Below are 19100 nucleotides of genomic sequence, written 5' to 3'. Positions count from 1 at the left end.
TGACCTCCTCCTTCCGGTCAGAGCGTGCAGCGGCTTTTTGTTTTTCATTCCCGGATCGACCGGGACCAAGAAAGGGACAGACCCACATGACGCGATTGATTGCAGGCCTTGTCGCCACCACCGCCCTGATCAGCCCGGCCCTTGCCGAGACGCAGGAGCTGGAAAAGGACGAGCTGACCTTTGGGTTCATCAAACTGACCGACATGGCCCCTTTGGCGGTGGCCTATGAGAACGGCTATTTTCTGGATGAAGGCCTGTTCGTGACACTGGAAGCGCAGGCCAACTGGAAGGTTCTGCTGGACGGCGTGATCGACGGCCAACTGGATGGCGCGCATATGCTGGCCGGGCAGCCTCTGGCGGCGACCATCGGCTATGGCACCGAGGCGCATATCGTCACCCCCTTCTCGATGGACCTGAACGGCAATGGCATCACCGTGTCGAACGAGGTCTGGGAAGAGATGAAGCCGAACATCCCGAAACTGGACGATGGCCGCCCGCAGCATCCCATTAGCGCTGAGGCGCTGGCCCCGGTGGTCGAGAAGTACAAATCCGAAGGCAAGCCGTTCAACATGGGCATGGTCTTTCCGGTCTCGACCCACAATTACGAACTGCGCTACTGGCTGGCGGCTGGTGGTCTGCATCCGGGCTATTACAGCCCCGAAGACGTGACCGGCCAGATCGGCGCGGATGTGTTCCTGTCGGTGACCCCGCCGCCACAGATGCCCGCGACCCTGGAGGCAGGCACGATCTATGGCTATTGCGTCGGCGAGCCATGGAACCAGCAGGCGGTGTTCAAGGGCATCGGCGTGCCGGTGATCACCGATTATGAACTGTGGAAGAACAACCCCGAGAAAGTCTTTGGCATCACCGCCGAGTTCGCCGAGGAATATCCCAACACCACCCGCGCCGTCACCAAGGCGCTGATCCGCGCTGCCATCTGGCTGGACGAGAATGACAATGCCAACCGCCCCGCCGCGGTCGAAATCCTGAGCCAGCCGGAATATGTGGGCGCCGATTACGACGTGATCGCGAACTCGATGACCGGCACCTTCGAATATGAAAAAGGCGACAAGCGCGAGGTGCCCGATTTCAACGTGTTCTTCCGCTACAACGCGACCTATCCGTTCTATTCCGACGCCATCTGGTACCTGACCCAGATGCGCCGCTGGGGCCAAATCGCCGAGCCACAGACGGATGCGTGGTACGATGAGGTCGCCAAGTCCGTCTATCGCCCCGACATCTATCTGGACGCCGCACAGATGCTTGTGGACGAAGGTCTGGCGAACAAGGCCGATTTCCCGTGGGACAGCGATGGCTACAAGGCCCCGACACCCGCCGAGGATATCATCGACGGCATTCCCTATGACGCCCGCCAGCCCAACGCCTATCTGCAAAGCCTGCCGATTGGCCTGAAAGGCGAGCAGGTCGTCATCGGCTCCGAAGTGCAGGGCTAGGTCCCTCTCCCCGGCCCTGCGTGGCCGGGGTTTCCCACCCGATACAGAATTCCACCCGCCCGGATCAAGCCGGCTCAGGAGATCGCAAGATGACAGCCATCGACCACGATACGCTATCCACGGACGCCGAACGCGAGGCCCGCCGCGCCCGCCTGTTCACCCGGATCAACGCCGCCGACAAATGGTTTCAGGTGCTGGGCCTGGCCTGGATCACCCCTGTTCTGAAGGCCACCGCAGGCGACAACCCCCGCGCCCAGATGGGCGAAATCTGGCGTCTGCTGGCCGTGCCGCTGCTGGCCATCTGCGCCTTTCTGCTGCTGTGGGGCACGCTGGCCCCCAAGGTGCAGACCTCGCTGGGTGCGGTGCCCGGACCGGCGCAGGTCTGGGCCGAGGCCGTCAGCCTGCACGAAGACGCACAAGCCAAGGCCGCCAAGAAGGCCAAGTTCGAGGCGATGGTCGAAAAGCGTAACCAGAAGTTCATCGACGCAGGCCAGCCCGAAAAGGTGAAGGAAGTCGCCTATACCGGCGCGCCGAGTTACTACAACCAGATCTGGACCTCGATCAAAACCGTCTTTTTCGGCTTTCTGATCGCCACCATCGTGGCCGTTCCGCTGGGCATCATGGCGGGCCTGTCGCCCACCGCAAATGCGGCGCTGAACCCGCTGATCCAGATTTTCAAACCGGTCTCGCCGCTGGCCTGGCTGCCGATTGTGACCATGATCGTCTCGGCCGTGTACGTCACCAATGACGGCTGGTTCGCGAAATCCTTCCTGATTTCCGCCATCACCGTGACGCTGTGTTCGCTGTGGCCGACGCTGATCAACACCTCTCTGGGTGTGGCATCGATCGACAAGGATCTGGTCAACGTCTCGAAGGTTCTGAAAATGAACACCTACACCAAGATCACCAAGCTGGTGCTGCCCTCGGCCCTGCCGCTGATCTTCACCGGTCTGCGCCTGAGTTTGGGTGTCGGCTGGATGGTTCTGATCGCGGCTGAGATGCTGGCGCAGAACCCCGGTCTGGGCAAGTTCGTCTGGGATGAGTTCCAGAACGGCTCCTCCAGTTCGCTGGCCAAGATCATGGTGGCTGTCTTCACCATTGGCATCATCGGCTTCCTGCTGGACCGCGTGATGTATGCGCTGCAATCCCTGTTCACCTTCTCGAACAACCGGTGACCGATATGGCTGTGATCGACTTCAAGAATGTCAGCAAATCCTTCGGCACCGGCACCGCTGCGACGGATGTGCTGAAAGACATCAACCTCTCGGTTCAGGAAGGTGAGTTCGTGGTGCTGCTGGGCTTTTCCGGCACCGGCAAGACCACGCTGATCAACCTGATGGCGGGGATCGAGTTTCCCACCAAGGGCAGCGTCACCTTCCGCGACGCCTCGATCACCGGCCCGGCGCCGGAACGGGGGGTTATCTTCCAGAACTACTCCTTGATGCCGTGGCTGACGGTGACGGGCAATGTGCGGCTGGCCGTGGATGCGGTCTTTCCCAAGATGCCCAAGGCTGAAAAAGAGCAAAAGATTGCCCATTACATCCGCATGGTTGGCCTGAGCCACGCCGCCACCCGCCGCCCGGCTGAGTTGTCGGGCGGAATGCGGCAACGGGTGAACGTGGCCCGCGCCTTGGCAATGGACCCCGAGGTTCTGCTGCTGGACGAACCCCTGTCGGCGCTGGACGCGCTGACCCGTGGCAATCTGGCGGAAGAGATCGAAAGGATCTGGGAAGAGAACCGCAAAACCTGCGTCCTGATCACCAATGACGTGGACGAGGCGATCCTGCTGGCCGACCGCATCATCCCGCTGAACCCGGATGGCACGCTGGGCACCGAGTTCAGGGTCGCAATCCCCCGCCCGCGCGACCGCTCGGCGATGAACCATGACGAGACGTTCAAGACCCTGCGCGGTGAAGTCACGAAATACCTGATGGATGTGGGGATCGAGGCCCGGGTCGAAGGCACCCGTACCCTGCCGGACGTGACACCGATCCACGGGGTTCCGGCGGCGGTGAAAGAGGCTCAGACAGGTCTGATCGACGAGCGCTATCTCGATTTCAGCCAGTTGCACAAGGTCTATCCCACGCCCAAAGGCCCGCTGACCGTGGTCGAGGATTTCAACCTGAAACTGAACCGGGGCGAGTTCATCTCGCTGATCGGCCACTCGGGCTGCGGCAAGTCCACCGTGCTGACCATGGCCGCCGGTCTGAACGACATCTCGAAAGGCGCGATCAAGCTGGACGGCCGCCATATCGAAGGCGCCGACCCGGAACGCGCCGTGGTGTTCCAGTCGCCTTCGCTGTTCCCGTGGCTGACCGCGAAAGAGAATGTCTCGGTCGGGGTGGACCGCGTCTACCCTCGCGCCAGTCAGGCCGAACGGCAGGACGTGGTGGAATACTATCTGGAACGGGTCGGTCTGGCCGACGCGATGGACAAATCCGCCGCCGATATGTCGAACGGCATGCGCCAGCGGGTTGGCATTGCGCGGGCCTTTGCGCTGTCTCCGAAACTGCTGCTGCTGGATGAACCTTTCGGGATGCTCGACAGCCTGACCCGGTGGGAATTGCAGGAAGTGCTGATGGAGGTCTGGTCGCGCACCAAAGTGACCACCATCTGCGTCACCCACGACGTGGATGAGGCGATCCTGCTGGCCGACCGGGTGGTGATGATGACCAACGGCCCGCAGGCGACGATCGGCAAAATCACCCATGTCGACCTGCCGCGCCCGCGCAGCCGCAAGGCGCTGCTGGCCCATCCCGACTACTACGCCTACCGGCAAGAGGTGTTGGATTTCCTCGAGGAATACGAGCATGGCGCCAAACCCAAGCCCAAAACCCCTTCCCCCAAAGCCATTGCTGCGGAGTGACCTGATATGAAACAAAGACTTGTGGTCATCGGTGCCGGTATGGCCTCGGGCCGGGTGCTGGAACACCTGACCGACGCCGCCCCCGATGCGTTCGACATCACCCTGTTCAACGCCGAGCCGCGCGGGAATTACAACCGCATCATGCTGAGCCCGGTTCTGGCCGGGGATCAGACTTATGAAGAGATCATCACCCATGACGCCGCCTGGTATGCCGCGCGTGGCATCACCTGCCGGTTTGGAGAGAAAGTGGTCAAGATCGACCGCGAGCTGAAAGTGGTCGAGGGCGAAAACGGTCATGTCCCCTATGACAAGCTGATCTTCGGCACCGGGTCCAACCCCTTCATGATCCCGATGCCGGGCCATGATCTGGACGGCGTGATCGCCTATCGCGATCTGGAAGATACCGAACGGATGATGCGCATGGACGCGGGCAGCAAGGTCGTCGTGATCGGCGGCGGTTTGCTGGGGCTCGAAGCCGCCGCAGGCATGGCCGCGCGCGGGGCCGATGTGACCGTGGTGCACATCATGGGCCACCTGATGGAACGTCAGCTGGACCCTGCCGCCGGTTACCTGCTGAAGAAATCGCTGGAAGAAAAAGGCATCACCGTCCTGCTGAATGCCAAATCGACCGAGATCGTGGGCAAGGCTGGCAAGGCCCGTGCGCTGCTGCTGGACGATGGTACTGAACTGCCCTGCGACCTGTTGGTGATGGCTGTGGGCATCCGCCCCAACACCGCATTGGCACAGGACACGGGGCTTGCCGTCGGGCGCGGCATCCATGTGGACGATCAGATGATCACCTCAGACGCCGATATCTTTGCCGTTGGCGAATGTGTCGAACATCAGGGTGAGGTGTTTGGCCTTGTTGCGCCGCTTTATGATCAGGCGAAAGTGCTGGCACAGACCCTGCTGGGCGAACCTGCCGCGTTCAAGCAGCGCTCGCTGTCGACCAAGCTGAAGGTCACCGGCTGTGACCTGTTCAGTGCAGGCGACTTCGCCGAGGGAGAGACCCGCGAGGACATTGTCTTCCGCGACCCCGCCCGTGGCGTCTACAAACGGCTGGTGCTGGAAGGCGACAGGCTGGTCGGCGCGGTCATGTATGGCGACACTGGCGACAGCAACTGGTTCTTCGGCCTGATCCGCGACGGCGAGGATGTCTCGGACATGCGCGAAACGCTGATCTTCGGCCCGGCCTATCAGGGGGGCGGTTCTGCGGACCCTCTCTCAGCCGTTGCAGCATTGCCGCCTGAGGCGGAAATCTGTGGCTGCAACGGCGTGTGCAAATCCGACATCACCGCAGCCATCGAAGGCAGTGCAACCGACCTGGGCGCGATCCGCGCAACCACCAAGGCCAGCGCCTCCTGCGGAACCTGCACCGGGCTGGTCGAGCAACTGCTGCAGGTCACGCTGGGCGATGACTTCCAGATGCCTACAGCGCAACCGATCTGCGGTTGCTGCGACCTGACCCACGAGGACGTGCGCCGCCTGATCAAATCGCAGGAACTGAAAAGTCAGGAGGCCGTCTGGCAGGAACTGGGCTGGAAAACCCTGAACGGCTGTCATGTCTGCCGCCCGGCGGTGAACTACTATCTGCTGGCCGACTGGCCGGTTGAATATCAGGACGATCCGCAAAGCCGTTTCGTCAACGAACGCAAACACGCCAACATCCAGAAGGACGGCACGTTCAGCGTCGTGCCCCGCATGTGGGGCGGCATCACCAACCCGACGGAGTTGCGCGCCATTGCCGACGCGGCCGAGAAATACGATGTGCCCACGGTCAAGGTCACCGGCGGTCAGAGGATCGACCTGCTGGGCGTGAAGGGGGCTGACCTGCCCTATATCTGGTCCGATCTGAACAAGGCCGGGCTGGTCTCGGGGCACGCCTATTCCAAGGGTCTGCGCACGGTCAAAACCTGCGTCGGCACCGATCATTGCCGGTTCGGCACGCAGGACAGCACCGGTCTTGGCGTGAAGCTGGAAAAAATCCTCTGGGGCTCGTGGACCCCGCACAAGCTGAAGCTGGCGGTCTCGGGCTGCCCGCGCAACTGTGCCGAGGCGACCTGCAAGGATATTGGCGTGGTCTGCGTGGATTCGGGCTTTCAGATCAGCATCGGCGGCGCAGCGGGCATGGATGTCAAGGAAACCGAACTGCTGGTGCAGGTGCCAACCGAGGACGAAGCCATCGAGGTCGTGATGGCCGTCACCCAGGCCTATCGCGAGGGCGGCAAGTATCTGGACCGTCTGTATAAATGGATGGGGAAGGTCGGCCTCGACTGGATCAAGCGGACCGTGGTGGACGATCTGGACAACCGCCGGGCGCTGGTTGAACGCTTTGAACTCAGCCAATCCATCTATCGCAAAGACCCATGGGCCGAGCAGGCCAAAGAGGCCCCGCGTTTTGCGCCGCTGGCCGATCTGACACTGGAGGCCGCAGAATGAGCTGGATCGACATCGGACATATCGACGACATCCCCCTGCGCGGCGCGCGGGTGGTGAAAACGCCGGTGGGCTGCATCGCTCTGTTTCGGACCTCCGAGGATGAAGTCTTTGCCGCCTCGGACCGCTGCCCGCACAAGGGCGGGCCGCTTTCAGAAGGGATCGTGCATGGCCAATCCGTCACCTGTCCGCTGCACAATTGGGTGTTCGACCTGAATTCCGGTCAGGCGCAGGGCGCGGATGAGGGCCGGATCGCCACCTATCCGGTGCAGCTGGACGGCGAACGCATCCTGCTGGACAGCACCTCGCTGGGGCAAAGGAGCGCCGCGTGAAAGACCTGACCGCCTGCGCCACCCGCTCGACCTGCCCCTATTGCGGGGTTGGCTGCGGTGTTCTGCTGACACCGGACGGCGCGGGTGGCCTGACCGTCACTGGCGATCCCGATCACCCGGCCAATCAAGGGCGGCTGTGTTCCAAAGGGTCGGCATTGGCCGAAACCGTGGGCCTGTCGCAGCGGCTGCTGGCGCCCGTGGTTTCCGGCGTAGAGACTGGCTGGGACGATGCCCTCCAACTGGTCGCGGATCGGTTCCGCGCAACCATCGCCAAACACGGGCCGGATTCGGTGGCCTTCTACGTCTCGGGGCAGTTGCTGACCGAGGATTACTATGTCGCCAACAAGCTGATGAAGGGCTTCATCGGTTCGGCCAATATCGACACGAATTCAAGGCTTTGCATGGCCTCGACCGTCGCGGGCCACAAGCGCGCGTTCGGTACCGACACCGTGCCGGGCACCTACGAGGATCTGGACCAAGCCGATCTGGTGGTTCTGGTTGGCTCAAACCTGGCCTGGTGCCATCCGGTTCTGTACCAACGCCTGATGGCCGCGCGGCAGGCGGGCGGGAAAAAGATCATCGTGATCGACCCGCGCCGCACCGCCTCCTGCGACCGCGCCGATCTGCACCTGCCGCTGGCGGCGGGCAGCGATTTGGCGCTGTTCAACCACCTGCTGACCCGGATCGAGACCGCCGGGCTGGTGGATGCGGAATACCTCACCCACACAAACGGCTTCTCCGACGCGCTGGAAAGCGCAAAAACCGATGATGTTTCGGTCACGGGCCTGAACCCGGACGATATCGCCGCCTTCTGCGAGATGTGGATAGGCACCAAAAAGGTCGTGACGATCTTCAGTCAGGGCGTGAACCAGTCGACCTCGGGCAGCGACAAGGTCAACGCGATCCTGAACTGCCATCTGGCCACCGGGCGCATTGGCAAACCGGGCTGCGGGCCGCTGTCGGTCACCGGCCAGCCCAACGCCATGGGCGGGCGCGAGGTTGGCGGGCTGGCCAATATGCTCGCCTGCCATCTGGATATCGAGAACGCCGACCACCGCGCCGCGGTGCGCGATTTCTGGTCGGCCCCCGCGATGCCCGAAGCCCCTGGCCTGAAAGCGGTAGACATGTTCCGCGCTGTCGGAGACGGGCGGATCAAGGCGCTGTGGGTGATCCACACCAACCCCGCAGTCTCGATGCCCGAGGCCGACGCCGTGCGCAACGCCATCGCCGCCTGCCCGTTCACCGTTGTCTCGGACATCACCGCCCGCACCGATACGGCGCGGTTGGCGGACGTGCTGCTGCCCGCCGCCGGGTGGGCCGAGAAAGACGGCACCGTCACCAATTCCGACCGCACCATCAGCCGCCAGCGCGCGGTATTGCCCCCTCCGGGGCGGGCCCGCGCGGACTGGGCGATTCTGGCCGAGGTCGGGCGGCGGATGGGCTGGGCATCCGCCTTCGACTACCAATCGCCCGGCGAGATTTTCCACGAATACGCCGCCCTGTCCGGTGTGGCCGCAAAGTTCGGGCGGGATTTCGATATCTCCGGTTTGGCTGATCTGAATGCCGCCGGTTACGAAAATCTGGAACCTACCCGCTGGCCCGTCACCGCAACCCGGCAGGGCGGGCGCTTTTTTGCGGATGGGCAGTTCTACCACCCGGACTGCAAGGCGCGGCTGTTGCCGGTCAAATGGCGGCCACCCGCCGCGAAAACCGGACCGCGCTTTCCGTTCTGGCTGAACACCGGACGGCTGCGCGATCAGTGGCACACGATGACCCGCACCGGACTGTCGGCGCGCCTGTCCGCCCATCTGCCCGAGCCGTTTCTGGACATCCACCCCGAAGACGCGCGCACGGCCCACATAAGCCCCGCTGATCTGGTCAAGGTCTCCAGCCCGTATGGCAATGCGATCCTGCGCGCTCGGATCACCAGCGATGTCACCAAGGGTCAGGTCTTTGCCCCGATCCACTGGACCGGAGAAACCGCCCCCTCTGCGCGTATCGATGCCGTCGTTGCCGCTGCGACGGACCCCGTCTCGGGCCAGCCGGAGAGCAAGGCCTCGGTGGTGAGCGTGACCCGCTTCAACGCCAAATGGTACGGGTTCGCGGTATCGGATCGCGAGATGACGCCCACCTGCGACTACTGGGCGCAGACACCCACCAAATCCGGCTACCGGGCGGAACTGGCCGGGGTGGACGCGGTCAAAAACTGGCAGGCGGCGGCGCGCGATCTGTTTGGACTGCCGGATGCCGAAATCAGCGCCCTCGAGGACCCGGCGCGCGGCATGGCCCGGCTGGCCTTTCGCGACAACGGACGGCTGGTCGCCGCCCTCTTTGTCTCGCCCGAGCCCGTAGCGGTGATGCGCGACTATCTGGCGACGCTGCCGCAGGGCCCCGATCTGCTGTCAGGCCGCGCGCCCGCGGACATGCCCGATCCCGGCCCGGTCCTGTGTTCGTGTTTCGATGTGGGTGTGAACACCATCCTGACCGCAATCGAAACCAAAGGGCTGCTCAGCGTCGAGGCCATAGGCGAGGCGTTGCAGGCCGGAACCAATTGCGGATCGTGCCGCCCGGAACTGGCCGCATTGCTGGCATCCGCGCAGCAAAAAGAGGCCGCCGAGTAATCTAGCCGGAGAATCGAACCGCTTCGCCGGTCTCCAGCGCTTCTTGCGCCGCCAATCCCATGCGCACGGCCCAGATGCCATCCTGCAACGTCACCTCGGGCGCGGGCCTCTCGCCCCGCAGAACGGCCAGAAACCCCTGATGCTGATAAAAGGTCGAGCCATTGTGATCCCCCGCCGCCAAAAGCTGCGGATCGACGGGGATATCCCTGGACACCGGCCCTTTCGGGTCGCGCGGGCTGACGATCAGTTGCGGCACCGGCGCGTCGCCCAGATGATCGGGCCAGAACCGGCCCGGTCCGGGTACCAGCGCCTCGATCTTGGCGTTCGGGCCGATGGCCGAGATTTCCTCCTGATAGCGCGATCCTTCCGCGAACATGCACAGTTCCAGCATCGCCAGCGCGCCCGAAGCGAAATCGACCGTGACATAGCCGTGGTCCAGAATGTCGGGCACCTGACCGCCGTAGGCTTCATCCAGATGATTGACCGCCTGCCCGCCGCTGGCGGTGACCCGCACCGGGTCCGATTGCAGGATCAGGCGCATGAGGTCGAAGAAATGGCAGCATTTTTCAACAAAGGTCCCGCCGGTGTTGCGGTTGAACCGGTTCCAGTTGCCGACCTTTTGCAGAAACGGAAAGCGGTGTTCGCGGATCGACAGCATCTTCACCCCGCCCGTCACCTGCGCCTGATCGATCAGGGCGGCGATGGGCGGCATATAGCGGTATTCCATCGCCACCCAGATCGGATGGGGGTAGCCGCGCTGAATTGCGTCCAGCCGCGCCGCATCCGCCGGGTCGGTGAACAGCGGCTTTTCCACCAGCAAGGGCAAAGGCCGTGTGCGGGCGATGTGGTCGATCTGATCCACATGCAGGTGATTGGGGCTGGCGATCACGATACAGTCCAGGTCCTCGACGGCCAGCAGGTCTTTGAGCGACGAGACCATCCGCGCCTCAGGCGCAATCGCCTGCGCGGTCTCGGCCATCCCGGCATCGGGCTCGTAGATTGCCGAGACCCGCGTGCCCTCGAGCAAGGCGATGTTGTGCAGATGTTCCTGCCCCATCATGCCGCATCCGATCAGCCCGTAATGGATGGTCCGGGTCATGCGCGTTTCCTTTTATTTCAGACGTTGGACATAGGTGGCCCGATCCGGGTCGAACCATGTTTTGGAAAACTCGACCGGCTCTGTCCCCTCGGACCAGCTGAACCGCTCGATATACCCGGCCGGGTCCCCGGCGGGTTTGGTGAAACCGGGCGGGGTCCAGTTGGGCAACGCGCGGACCGACACCCGGTCCTCGGCCCGTGTTATCCAGAACCCGAGCTGCTGCTGGTAATAGCGATAGAGCGAATCCGACAGCAGCGCCCGATCGACCTTTCCGGCGGAAGCGTCCAGCCAGATTTCCTCGACCGCGATGATTGTGTCATTCAGGTAGCGCATCCGCCGCACCCGCGATCCCCGGTCCGAGGTGCCGAATTCCGGCAAGTCGGCGGGCTTTTCCAAGTGATCCACCGACAGGATATCGGCCCGCGGCAGGCCGCCGCCCTCGGGCAGTTCCAGCCGGAACATGGCATAGACGCTGTTCTGCGTTCCGGTCTCGCGAATGTAGTTCCCCGAGCCCTGAATCCGCTCCAACATCCCTTTTTTCTCAAGCTCGGCAAGCGATTTTCGCAACGTCCCGACCGAGACCTTCAGGTTCGCCGCCATGTCCCGTTCAGGCGGCAAACGCTCGCCATCGATCAGCCGACCGGCTGCAATGTCGCGGATCAGAAGCTCGGCGATCTGGACATAGATCGGCAGGGCGTTGGGGTTGCGGTGCGTCATTGCCATCGGAATTGCGCTTCACTGAGTCGCAGGAAAAATTGATACACTATTGATCTACATCAAAGTGATTGCTACGCAAGAGGAAAGTTAAAAGATGCACGGAGAACGAATCAAATGACCATCGTCCCCATCACATCCCCCGATCTGGATGCGGCCGAAGTGTCCTGGTTCGCGGCGCTGTGCTCGGACGATTATCAGTTTCTGGGCGTGCCGGATGGCGATCTGCGCTCCAGCTGGGACCACTGTTCCGGCATCGTGCGCGAGGCCGAGGCGCAGGGGTTTCGCAACATCCTGTGCCCATCCTCCTATCAGGTCGGTCAGGACACGCTGAGCTTTGTCGCCGGCTGCGCGCCGATCACCGACCGGATCAACCTGCTGGCCGCCGTGCGCTGCGGCGAGATGCAGCCGATCATGCTGGCCCGCACCATTGCCACGCTGGATCACATGCTGAAGGGGCGGCTGACGGTCAACATCATCTCGTCCGACTTCCCCGGCGAAAAGGCCGACAGCGCGTTCCGCTACCAGCGCTCGCGCGAGGTGGTCGAGATTCTGAAACAGGCCTGGACGCAGGACGAGATCAACCATTTCGGCGAGGTTTATACCTTCTCGGGCCTGACCACCGACCCGGCACGACCTTATCAAACTGGCGGGCCGCTGCTCTACTTCGGCGGCTATTCTCCGTCGGCGCTGGAACTGTGCGGCGAGCATTGCGATGTCTACCTGATGTGGCCCGAAACCAAGGACCAGTTGGCCGGACGGATGAAGGCGGTGCACGCGGTGGCCGAGAATTACAACCGCACGCTGGATTACGGCCTGCGCGTGCACATGATCGTCCGCGATACCGAGGCTGAGGCGCAGGAATATGCCGACTACATCGTTTCCAAACTGGATGACGAATATGGCCGCGCAATCCGGGAGCGGGCGCTGGATGCGACCTCGCTGGGTGTGGCGCATCAGGCCAAGAACCGCGATCTGGCGGATGAATATGGCTATGTCGAACCGGGCCTCTGGACCGGTGTGGGCCGGGCGCGGTCGGGCTGTGGCGCCGCGCTGGTCGGCTCGACCGATCAGGTCATGAGCAAGATCGAGGACTACCAGAAGATGGGCATCCGCGCCTTCATCTTCTCGGGCTATCCGCACATGGACGAGGCCAGGCATTTCGGCGCGCGCGTCCTGCCCAACCTGAAAACCTGCTCGCTGCCCGAAGAATACGGGCGCGTGCCAAAGACGACCCCGGCCACCCCGCTGGGCAACGGAGAGCGCCGCTGATGCAACGCGTGAAACTGAACGACACGCTTGAATTGAGCCGCCTTGTTTACGGCATGTGGCGGCTGGGCGATGACAGCGACACCTCGGCAAGCCATGTCGAGGCCAAGATACAGGCCTGTCTGGATCAGGGCATCACCACATTCGATCAGGCCGATATCTATGGCGATTACGGGGCCGAGGCGGTTCTGGGCAACGCCCTGCGCGCCAATCCCGGCTTGCGCGCGAAGATGGAGATCGTCACCAAATGTGACATCGTCGCGCCCTGTGGCCGCTATTCGGACGTGAAGGTCAAATATTACGACACCTCGCGCGCGCACATTCTGCACTCGGTCGAGACATCCCTGACCGAGATGGCCATCGACCATATCGACCTGCTGCTGATCCACCGCCCCGATCCGTTCATGGATCACCATGAAACCGGCGCGGCACTGGACGAGGTCGTGGCCAGCGGCAAGGTGCGCGCGGTCGGCGTGTCGAACTTCCGCCCGTGGGACTGGACGCTGCTGCAATCGGCGATGAAGACCCCGCTGGTGACAAACCAGATCGAGATTTCGCTGGCCGAGATCACTCCGTTTACCAACGGCGATCTGGCCTTTCACCAGCAGCACGGCCACCCGGTCATGGCCTGGTCACCCTTGGGTGGGGGCGCGCTGATGGCGGGCAGCCCGCCGGTCGGCGTCGTGGCGGATGAGATCGCCGCTGAATTCGGCACCGACCGCGCCGCTGTCGCCGTGGCCTTTCTGCTGGCGCATCCGGCAGGCATTCTGCCGGTTCTGGGCACCAACACCCTGGACCGGATCAAGGGCATCTCGGACGCTCTGAACGTCAACCTGGATCGCGAAAGCTGGTTCCGCCTGTACGAGGCGGCGCTGGGGCATGAGGTACCATGATGAACGCAATCTCAAAGGACATAAGCCACACGTTCGTCCCGCATAAGGACGACACCCGCAGCCTGCGCGACGCCTTTGGCCGCTTTGCCACCGGCGTCACCATCGTCACCTGCAACAGCGAAGACGGCCCGGTCTGCATCACTGCCAACAGCTTTTCGTCCCTGTCGCTGGACCCGGCTCTGATCATGTGGGCGGGCGACCGCAATTCGCGCCGCTTCCCCTATTTCCACAAGGCGCGTCATTTCACCGTTCACGTGTTATCCTCGGAACAGGCCGAACTGTGTTTTGGCTGCTCGAAAGACGCGTTTGCGCTGCGGGACATCGCCCATGACCGCTGCGGCAACGGAACACCGCTGCTGCCGGATTGTCTGGCGCGGTTCGAATGCGAGCAGCACGCCTATCACGATGCAGGCGATCACGTGATCGTGGTGGGCAAAGTGCTCAAGGTCAGCATGGCGGACGGAGACGCGCTGACCTTCTATGCCGGAAAACTCGGCCAATTCGCGAAAGCCTAAGCGCGATATGACGACCGCGGGCCAAACCTGCGGCTGAACAAGGGAGGATCCGCATGAGCGGACTGGCGTCGGCGCTCGCGCCGATTGCATTCGTGAACGAAACCGTGCTGCGTTTTGGCCGCGCGGTTGGTGTCGTTGCGATTGCATTGATGGTGATCGCAATCCTGATTCAGGTGTTCTTCCGATACGTTCTGGGCAACGCCCTGCCCTGGCCGGACGAGGCCGCGCGGTTCTGCATGCTGTGGATGACCGGCCTGATGGCCCCCACCGCGTTCCGGCGCGGCGGATTTGTGGCCATCGATATGGTGCCGATGATGCTGCCGCGCGTGGTTGGTCAATTGCTGATGCTGTTTTTACTGTTCGTTTCGTTGGCCGTGCTGCTGGTCGCGGTTAATATCGGCTGGTCCGAGGTTACGGGATTTGGCGGCCGGTTCGCCACCGCTGCGCTCTATATCCCCACCTCGTTCGGGTTTGACGAATGGTACCGCATCCCGCGCAGTTGGATGATGGCGTCCTTGCTGGTCGGGGTGATCCTGCTGATTTCCGTCAATATCGAGCTGATCCTGCGCGCCATCGTCACCCTGATGGGCGGCGGCGACCTGCTGCCGGAAATCGCAGACGCACCGGTGGGGGCTGAATAGATGCTGATCTGGTTCCTGCCCACCTTTCTTGTCTTCCTGATGATCGGCCTGCCGGTCTTCTTCGCGCTTCTGGCCGCGCCCGGTATTCTGCTGTGGCTGAACGGCCAGACCAACGACATCACGCTGCTGTACCGGAACGTCTATAACGGCATGGACAGCTTTCCGCTGATGGCGATCCCCTTCTTCATGCTGGCCGGAGAGCTGATGAATCGCGGCGGCATCACCATCCGTCTGGTCGAGTTCTCTCAGGCCCTGATGGGTCATTTCCGGGGCGGTCTGGCGCATGTGAACGTGCTGAGTTCCATCCTGTTCGCGGGGCTTTCCGGGTCCGCGGTCGCCGACACCTCGGCGCTGGGGTCGATGCTGATCCCGGCGATGGAGAAACAGGGCTATACCCGCAAATTCGCCGCCGCGATCACTGCCGCCAGTTCGGTGATCGGGCCGATCATCCCGCCCTCGGGCATCATGATCATCTACGCCTATGTGATGGGCGAAAGCGTCGCCGCGTTGTTCCTTGCGGGGATCGTGCCGGGTGTGATGGTGGGCGTCGGCTTGATGCTGATGATCAAGGTCATGGCCGACAAATACGACTTTCCCGTCGCCAGCCGCAAATACACATGGGGCGAGCGCCGTCAGGCCAGCCTCAAGGCGTTCTTTCCCCTGCTGACCCCGGTAATCATTCTGGGCGGCATTCTGGGCGGCATCTTCACCCCGACCGAAGCCGCCGCCGTCGCCGTGGGTTACGCCTTCATCATCGGCTTCTTTGTTCTGCGGACGCTGACCCTGAAAGAGGTGCCCGAGATTCTCAGCAATGCCGGGCTCACCTCGGCGGTTGTCCTGCTGCTGGTCGGCGCGGCGATGGCGTTCAAGACGGTGGTCAGCCTCAGCCACGCGCCGGAACAGCTGGCCTCGCTGATCCTCAGCCTGTCGGAAAATCCGCTGATCCTGCTGTTCCTGATCAACCTGCTGCTGTTCATCGTCGGCATGTTCCTGGACGCGGGCCCCGCGATCATAATCCTTGGCCCGATCCTTGCGCCGATTTTCACCAGCCTCGGCGTGGACCCGATCCATTTCGCCATTATCATGAGCGTTAACCTGACCGTCGGCCTAGCCACACCGCCCATGGGGCTGGTGCTGTTCGTGGCCGCCGCCGTGTCGCGCGAGAAGGTGGAAACCATTGCCAAGGCGATCCTGCCGTTTCTGGCTGTCGAAATTCTGGTGATCTTCCTGATCACCTATGTCCCCGCACTATCCATGACGATCCCGAGGATAACGGGATTTGCAAACTGAACTGAGTATCACAGGGAGGAAACGCATGCTCAGAGATTTCATCAAAACCGCAGCGGTGGCCACGTCGCTGGTGGCCGCGTCCGCCATGGCCGCCGCAGCCGCCGATTACACGCTGCGGGCCACCGCAAACTCGAACGAAAACGACGAGGATTATGACGGCCTGATCGTGTTCAAGAACTATGTCGAGGCCGCTTCGAACGGCGCGATCGAGGTGGAGCTGTTCATCGGCACGCAGCTGTGCTCGAACGGGGCCGAGTGTCTGCAGGGCGTGGCCGATGGCACCATTGACATCTTCATCTCAACCTCCAGCGGCGCGTCGGGCATCTTCCCCTACGTGCAGGTTCTGGACCTGCCTTACCTGATGGCCGATGACCGCATCGCCGAACAGGTCCTGACGGGCGACTTCACCCGCAAGATGCGGGACATGGCGCTGGAAGATTCCGGCGGTGCGATCCGCCTGATGACCATCGGCAACACCGGCGGCTGGCGCAACTTCGCCAACACGCAGCGCCGCATCGCCGAGCCTGCCGACATGGAAGGGCTGAAAATCCGCACCGTGGTTGCCGACCTGCCGCAGGAACTGGTCAAGGCCTTGGGCGCATCCCCAACCCCGATCCCGTGGCCGGAACTGTTCACCAGCTTCCAGACCGGTGTGGTCGAAGGGTCCAAGAACGGCATCACCGACATCATGGGCATGAAGTTCCCGGATGCAGGTCTTCAGTATCTGACGCTGGACGGGCATGCCTATATGGGCGCCATGTGGTGGATGAACAACGCCAAGTTCCAGGAACTGCCCGAGGACCTGCGCCGCGTCGTGGTGGACGGGTTCTATGCGCTGCAGCAAGCGACCTTTGCCTCACCCAAGCGCAAAGCGATTCAGGCCTATGAGGATTTCGTCGCCGGCGGCGGTGATCTTTATGTGCCGACGCCCGAGCAGAAAGCGGCCTTCAAAGAGGCCGCGACACCGGTCTACGAGTGGTTCCAGTCCAACGTGGCCCGCGGAGATGAAATATTCGCCGCGCTGACCGAGGCTGTGGCCGCAGCCGAGGCCGAGGTCAACGCCGCGCGTGACGCAGACCTCAACTAACCAGGCAGGGCCGGGCGTTGCGTCCGGCCCTTAGCGAAACGGGTACATCCACCCTTTGTAGTCGTTGACCAGAACATGCGCCCTTTCGATCTGCTCCGGCGACATTTTCCTGATCACTTCCTCAAGGCTGATCGCCGCGTCGGGGTCGCCGCCAATGGCGCTGAGCGTGTACCACATGTAAGCCCGCACCAGATCGGGCGCGGGCATGCCCAGACCCAGCTCATAGTACCAGCCGACACCGGACTGCGCCCCCGGATGGCCCTTCATCGAGGCGCGCAGATACCATTCGAACGCTCGCTCATAGTCCTGCGCGACCCCGAGGCCCAGCCCGTACATCACGCCGATCAACTCCTCGGCCTCGGCATTGCCCGACCGCGCGGCTGGCAGCAACTCCTCGCGCGCAGCCTCGAATTCGCCCGCCTCCATCAAATCGCGGGCCTGTTCCAACTCGGCCTGCGCCGGGGTCGCAACAAGCCAAAGGGCAAATACAAGCTGGCGCATGGGGTCGTTTTCCTTTTCGTCGGCGCGGCGGCGGCGCAGGACCTGCCGCGCCCGCTGACCGATGATGACTTTATCCCCTTTGATAGGGAACAGGCCGCCATCGGTCATCAACTGTTTTACGATCCCATCCTGTCGGGCAATCGGAACATCGCCTGCGCCCATTGCCACCACCCCGATTTAGGTACGTCCGACGGGTTATCGCTGGGCATCGGCGAAGGTGGCCAAGGGCTGGGGCCGGAGCGCACGCCCGGCGTTGGAGCCGACAAAATCCGCAAACGCATCCCGCGCAATTCGCCGGGGTTGTGGAACCTTGGCGCGCGCGACCTTCATACCGTCTTCCATGATGGTCGACTGAGTATATCGGATGTTTATGGCAACGGCTTCAATTCGCCAGCGCAGGAATGGTTGCCCGAGGGTTTGAATTCGCTGCTGGCCGCGCAGGCCCTGTTTCCCCTGACCTCGCAGTTCGAGATGGCCGGAAATGTCGGCGAAAATCAGGTGACCGGTGCCGTAGCTGACCGGATCGATCTTGGCTGGCCCATTCTGGCCAAACGCGTCCGCACCGATCCGCGTTACGGCCCCCCGATGGTCGAAGCCTTCGATGAGATCGAAACGGCCAAAGACATCACGATCACCCAGATCGCCAATGCTCTGGCCGCCTTCATGGCCGTCGAGTGGCGCAGCACCGACAGCCCGTTTGATCAATACCTTGCGGGCGACAAAAGCGCGCTAACGGCGCAGCAGAAAGACGGCATGGACCTGTTCTACGGCAAGGCAAACTGCGCCTCATGCCATTCCGGCCCGCTGATGTCGGATCAGCAGTTTCATGCTTTGGCCCTGCCCCCGTTCGGCCCCGGTCGCACCCGCCAATGGGACCCCTATGTGCGCGATGTTGGCCGCATGGGTGAAAGCGACCGGATAGAAGACGCCTATCGCTTCCGCACCCCGATGCTGCGCAACGTCGCCCTGACCGCGCCTTACGGTCATAATGGGGCCTTTCCCGACCTCGACAGCATCATCCGCCACCACCTGAACCCCGAACGCAGCCTGTCGCACTGGACCCGTGATATGGCAGCGCTGCCGAAGGTTTCGTGGTTGCAAAAGGCGGATTTCGTGGTGTGGGATGACCGGTTCGAAATGCAGCGTCAGCGGCGCAAGATCGATATCGCGCCGCTGGACTTGTCGGACACTGAAATCGACGCCCTTGTGGCGTTTTTGCATGCCCTGACCGGCACCAGCATCGACAGGCCGCCCTTCGGCGTGCCCGAAGGGTTCAAGCCCTAAGAAAAAACCCCGCCCGATGTCGGGCGGGGTTTTTGTGATTTACTCTGCGGCGTCTTCGTATTCTGACATCGGGGGGCATGTGCAGACGAGGTTTCGGT

General features: G+C 62.7%; 16 protein-coding genes. 13 read left to right on the top strand and 3 right to left on the bottom strand.

Features of this window, described 5'->3' with window-relative positions; genetic code table 11:
* Window positions 1–86: 86 nt before the first annotated feature.
* The 6 genes from ACR0EZ_RS17635 (at window position 87) to ACR0EZ_RS17610 (ending at window position 9709) form a co-directional block, all read left to right on the top strand.
* Window positions 87–1454 (top strand): CmpA/NrtA family ABC transporter substrate-binding protein, encoded by a 1368-nt coding sequence (locus ACR0EZ_RS17635; protein WP_480615551.1) that lies wholly within the window; start codon window positions 87–89, stop codon window positions 1452–1454.
* Window positions 1455–1543: 89 nt separating this feature from the next.
* Window positions 1544–2629, top strand: a complete 1086-nt coding sequence (locus ACR0EZ_RS17630) for an ABC transporter permease (protein ID WP_480615549.1) — start codon at window positions 1544–1546, stop codon at window positions 2627–2629.
* Between the two features lie 5 nt (window positions 2630–2634).
* Window positions 2635–4320: an ABC transporter ATP-binding protein gene (locus tag ACR0EZ_RS17625; protein WP_480615547.1), complete on the top strand. Its 1686-nt coding sequence runs from the start codon at window positions 2635–2637 to the stop codon at window positions 4318–4320.
* A 6-nt stretch (window positions 4321–4326) separates the two neighbouring features.
* Window positions 4327–6759, top strand: coding sequence for a nitrite reductase large subunit NirB (gene nirB, locus ACR0EZ_RS17620; RefSeq protein WP_480615545.1), 2433 nt, complete (start codon window positions 4327–4329; stop codon window positions 6757–6759).
* Window positions 6756–7088, top strand: a complete 333-nt coding sequence (nirD, locus tag ACR0EZ_RS17615) for a nitrite reductase small subunit NirD (RefSeq protein WP_480615543.1) — start codon at window positions 6756–6758, stop codon at window positions 7086–7088. The genes nirB and nirD overlap by 4 nt, the downstream gene beginning before the upstream one ends.
* On the top strand, window positions 7085–9709 hold the full coding sequence (locus tag ACR0EZ_RS17610; protein WP_480615541.1) for a molybdopterin-dependent oxidoreductase: 2625 nt from the start codon (window positions 7085–7087) through the stop codon (window positions 9707–9709). The genes nirD and ACR0EZ_RS17610 overlap by 4 nt, the downstream gene beginning before the upstream one ends.
* Window position 9710: 1 nt before the next feature.
* On the opposite strand, the gene ACR0EZ_RS17605 is transcribed toward ACR0EZ_RS17610, so the two are convergent.
* On the bottom strand, window positions 9711–10808 hold the full coding sequence (locus ACR0EZ_RS17605; RefSeq protein ID WP_480615539.1) for a Gfo/Idh/MocA family protein: 1098 nt from the start codon (window positions 10806–10808) through the stop codon (window positions 9711–9713).
* A gap of 12 nt (window positions 10809–10820) precedes the next feature.
* A complete protein-coding gene (locus ACR0EZ_RS17600) occupies window positions 10821–11531 on the bottom strand; it encodes a GntR family transcriptional regulator (protein ID WP_480615537.1) in 711 nt (236 codons plus the stop codon).
* A gap of 108 nt (window positions 11532–11639) precedes the next feature.
* On the opposite strand from ACR0EZ_RS17600, the gene ACR0EZ_RS17595 reads away from it, so the two are divergent.
* The 6 genes from ACR0EZ_RS17595 to ACR0EZ_RS17570 are packed head-to-tail and all read left to right on the top strand — an operon-like array spanning window position 11640 to window position 17217.
* A complete protein-coding gene (locus ACR0EZ_RS17595; protein WP_480615535.1) occupies window positions 11640–12794 on the top strand; it encodes an LLM class flavin-dependent oxidoreductase in 1155 nt (384 codons plus the stop codon).
* A complete protein-coding gene (locus ACR0EZ_RS17590; protein ID WP_480615533.1) occupies window positions 12794–13684 on the top strand; it encodes an aldo/keto reductase in 891 nt (296 codons plus the stop codon). Before ACR0EZ_RS17595 ends, ACR0EZ_RS17590 begins: the two co-directional genes overlap by 1 nt.
* Complete coding sequence (locus ACR0EZ_RS17585) at window positions 13684–14199, top strand: flavin reductase family protein (RefSeq protein WP_480615531.1); 516 nt, start codon at window positions 13684–13686, stop codon at window positions 14197–14199. The genes ACR0EZ_RS17590 and ACR0EZ_RS17585 overlap by 1 nt, the downstream gene beginning before the upstream one ends.
* Before the next feature lie 53 nt (window positions 14200–14252).
* Entirely contained in the window at window positions 14253–14840 is a 588-nt protein-coding gene (locus ACR0EZ_RS17580) for a TRAP transporter small permease (protein WP_480615529.1), read from the top strand.
* A complete protein-coding gene (locus ACR0EZ_RS17575) occupies window positions 14841–16130 on the top strand; it encodes a TRAP transporter large permease (protein ID WP_480615527.1) in 1290 nt (429 codons plus the stop codon).
* 25 nt (window positions 16131–16155) lie between these two features.
* Window positions 16156–17217 (top strand): TRAP transporter substrate-binding protein, encoded by a 1062-nt coding sequence (locus ACR0EZ_RS17570; RefSeq protein ID WP_480615525.1) that lies wholly within the window; start codon window positions 16156–16158, stop codon window positions 17215–17217.
* Between the two features lie 30 nt (window positions 17218–17247).
* On the opposite strand, the gene ACR0EZ_RS17565 is transcribed toward ACR0EZ_RS17570, so the two are convergent.
* Entirely contained in the window at window positions 17248–17718 is a 471-nt protein-coding gene (locus ACR0EZ_RS17565) for a tetratricopeptide repeat protein (protein WP_480615523.1), read from the bottom strand.
* Here ACR0EZ_RS17565 and ACR0EZ_RS17560 point away from each other — a divergent pair.
* Entirely contained in the window at window positions 17647–19002 is a 1356-nt protein-coding gene (locus tag ACR0EZ_RS17560; protein WP_480615785.1) for a cytochrome-c peroxidase, read from the top strand. The genes ACR0EZ_RS17565 and ACR0EZ_RS17560 overlap by 72 nt on opposite strands.
* Window positions 19003–19100: the final 98 nt, after the last annotated feature.

It is taken from the genome of Ruegeria sp. AK4, from assembly GCF_056541025.1.
The sequence above is the reverse complement of the archived record's forward strand: the minus strand, read 5'-3'. Positions and strand labels throughout refer to the sequence as shown.

Excerpts from the sequence above, each read along its gene's own strand:
- ACR0EZ_RS17635 (WP_480615551.1), top strand. The coding sequence starts at position 87 with ATGACGCGATTGATTGCAGGCCTTGTCGCCACCACCGCCCTGATCAGC.
- ACR0EZ_RS17630 (WP_480615549.1), top strand. The coding sequence starts at position 1,544 with ATGACAGCCATCGACCACGATACGCTATCCACGGACGCCGAACGCGAG.
- ACR0EZ_RS17625 (WP_480615547.1), top strand. The coding sequence starts at position 2,635 with ATGGCTGTGATCGACTTCAAGAATGTCAGCAAATCCTTCGGCACCGGC.
- nirB (WP_480615545.1), top strand. The coding sequence starts at position 4,327 with ATGAAACAAAGACTTGTGGTCATCGGTGCCGGTATGGCCTCGGGCCGG.
- nirD (WP_480615543.1), top strand. The coding sequence starts at position 6,756 with ATGAGCTGGATCGACATCGGACATATCGACGACATCCCCCTGCGCGGC.
- ACR0EZ_RS17605 (WP_480615539.1), bottom strand. The coding sequence starts at position 10,808 with ATGACCCGGACCATCCATTACGGGCTGATCGGATGCGGCATGATGGGG.
- ACR0EZ_RS17600 (WP_480615537.1), bottom strand. The coding sequence starts at position 11,531 with ATGGCAATGACGCACCGCAACCCCAACGCCCTGCCGATCTATGTCCAG.
- ACR0EZ_RS17595 (WP_480615535.1), top strand. The coding sequence starts at position 11,640 with ATGACCATCGTCCCCATCACATCCCCCGATCTGGATGCGGCCGAAGTG.
- ACR0EZ_RS17590 (WP_480615533.1), top strand. The coding sequence starts at position 12,794 with ATGCAACGCGTGAAACTGAACGACACGCTTGAATTGAGCCGCCTTGTT.
- ACR0EZ_RS17585 (WP_480615531.1), top strand. The coding sequence starts at position 13,684 with ATGAACGCAATCTCAAAGGACATAAGCCACACGTTCGTCCCGCATAAG.
- ACR0EZ_RS17580 (WP_480615529.1), top strand. The coding sequence starts at position 14,253 with ATGAGCGGACTGGCGTCGGCGCTCGCGCCGATTGCATTCGTGAACGAA.
- ACR0EZ_RS17575 (WP_480615527.1), top strand. The coding sequence starts at position 14,841 with ATGCTGATCTGGTTCCTGCCCACCTTTCTTGTCTTCCTGATGATCGGC.
- ACR0EZ_RS17570 (WP_480615525.1), top strand. The coding sequence starts at position 16,156 with ATGCTCAGAGATTTCATCAAAACCGCAGCGGTGGCCACGTCGCTGGTG.
- ACR0EZ_RS17565 (WP_480615523.1), bottom strand. The coding sequence starts at position 17,718 with ATGCGCCAGCTTGTATTTGCCCTTTGGCTTGTTGCGACCCCGGCGCAG.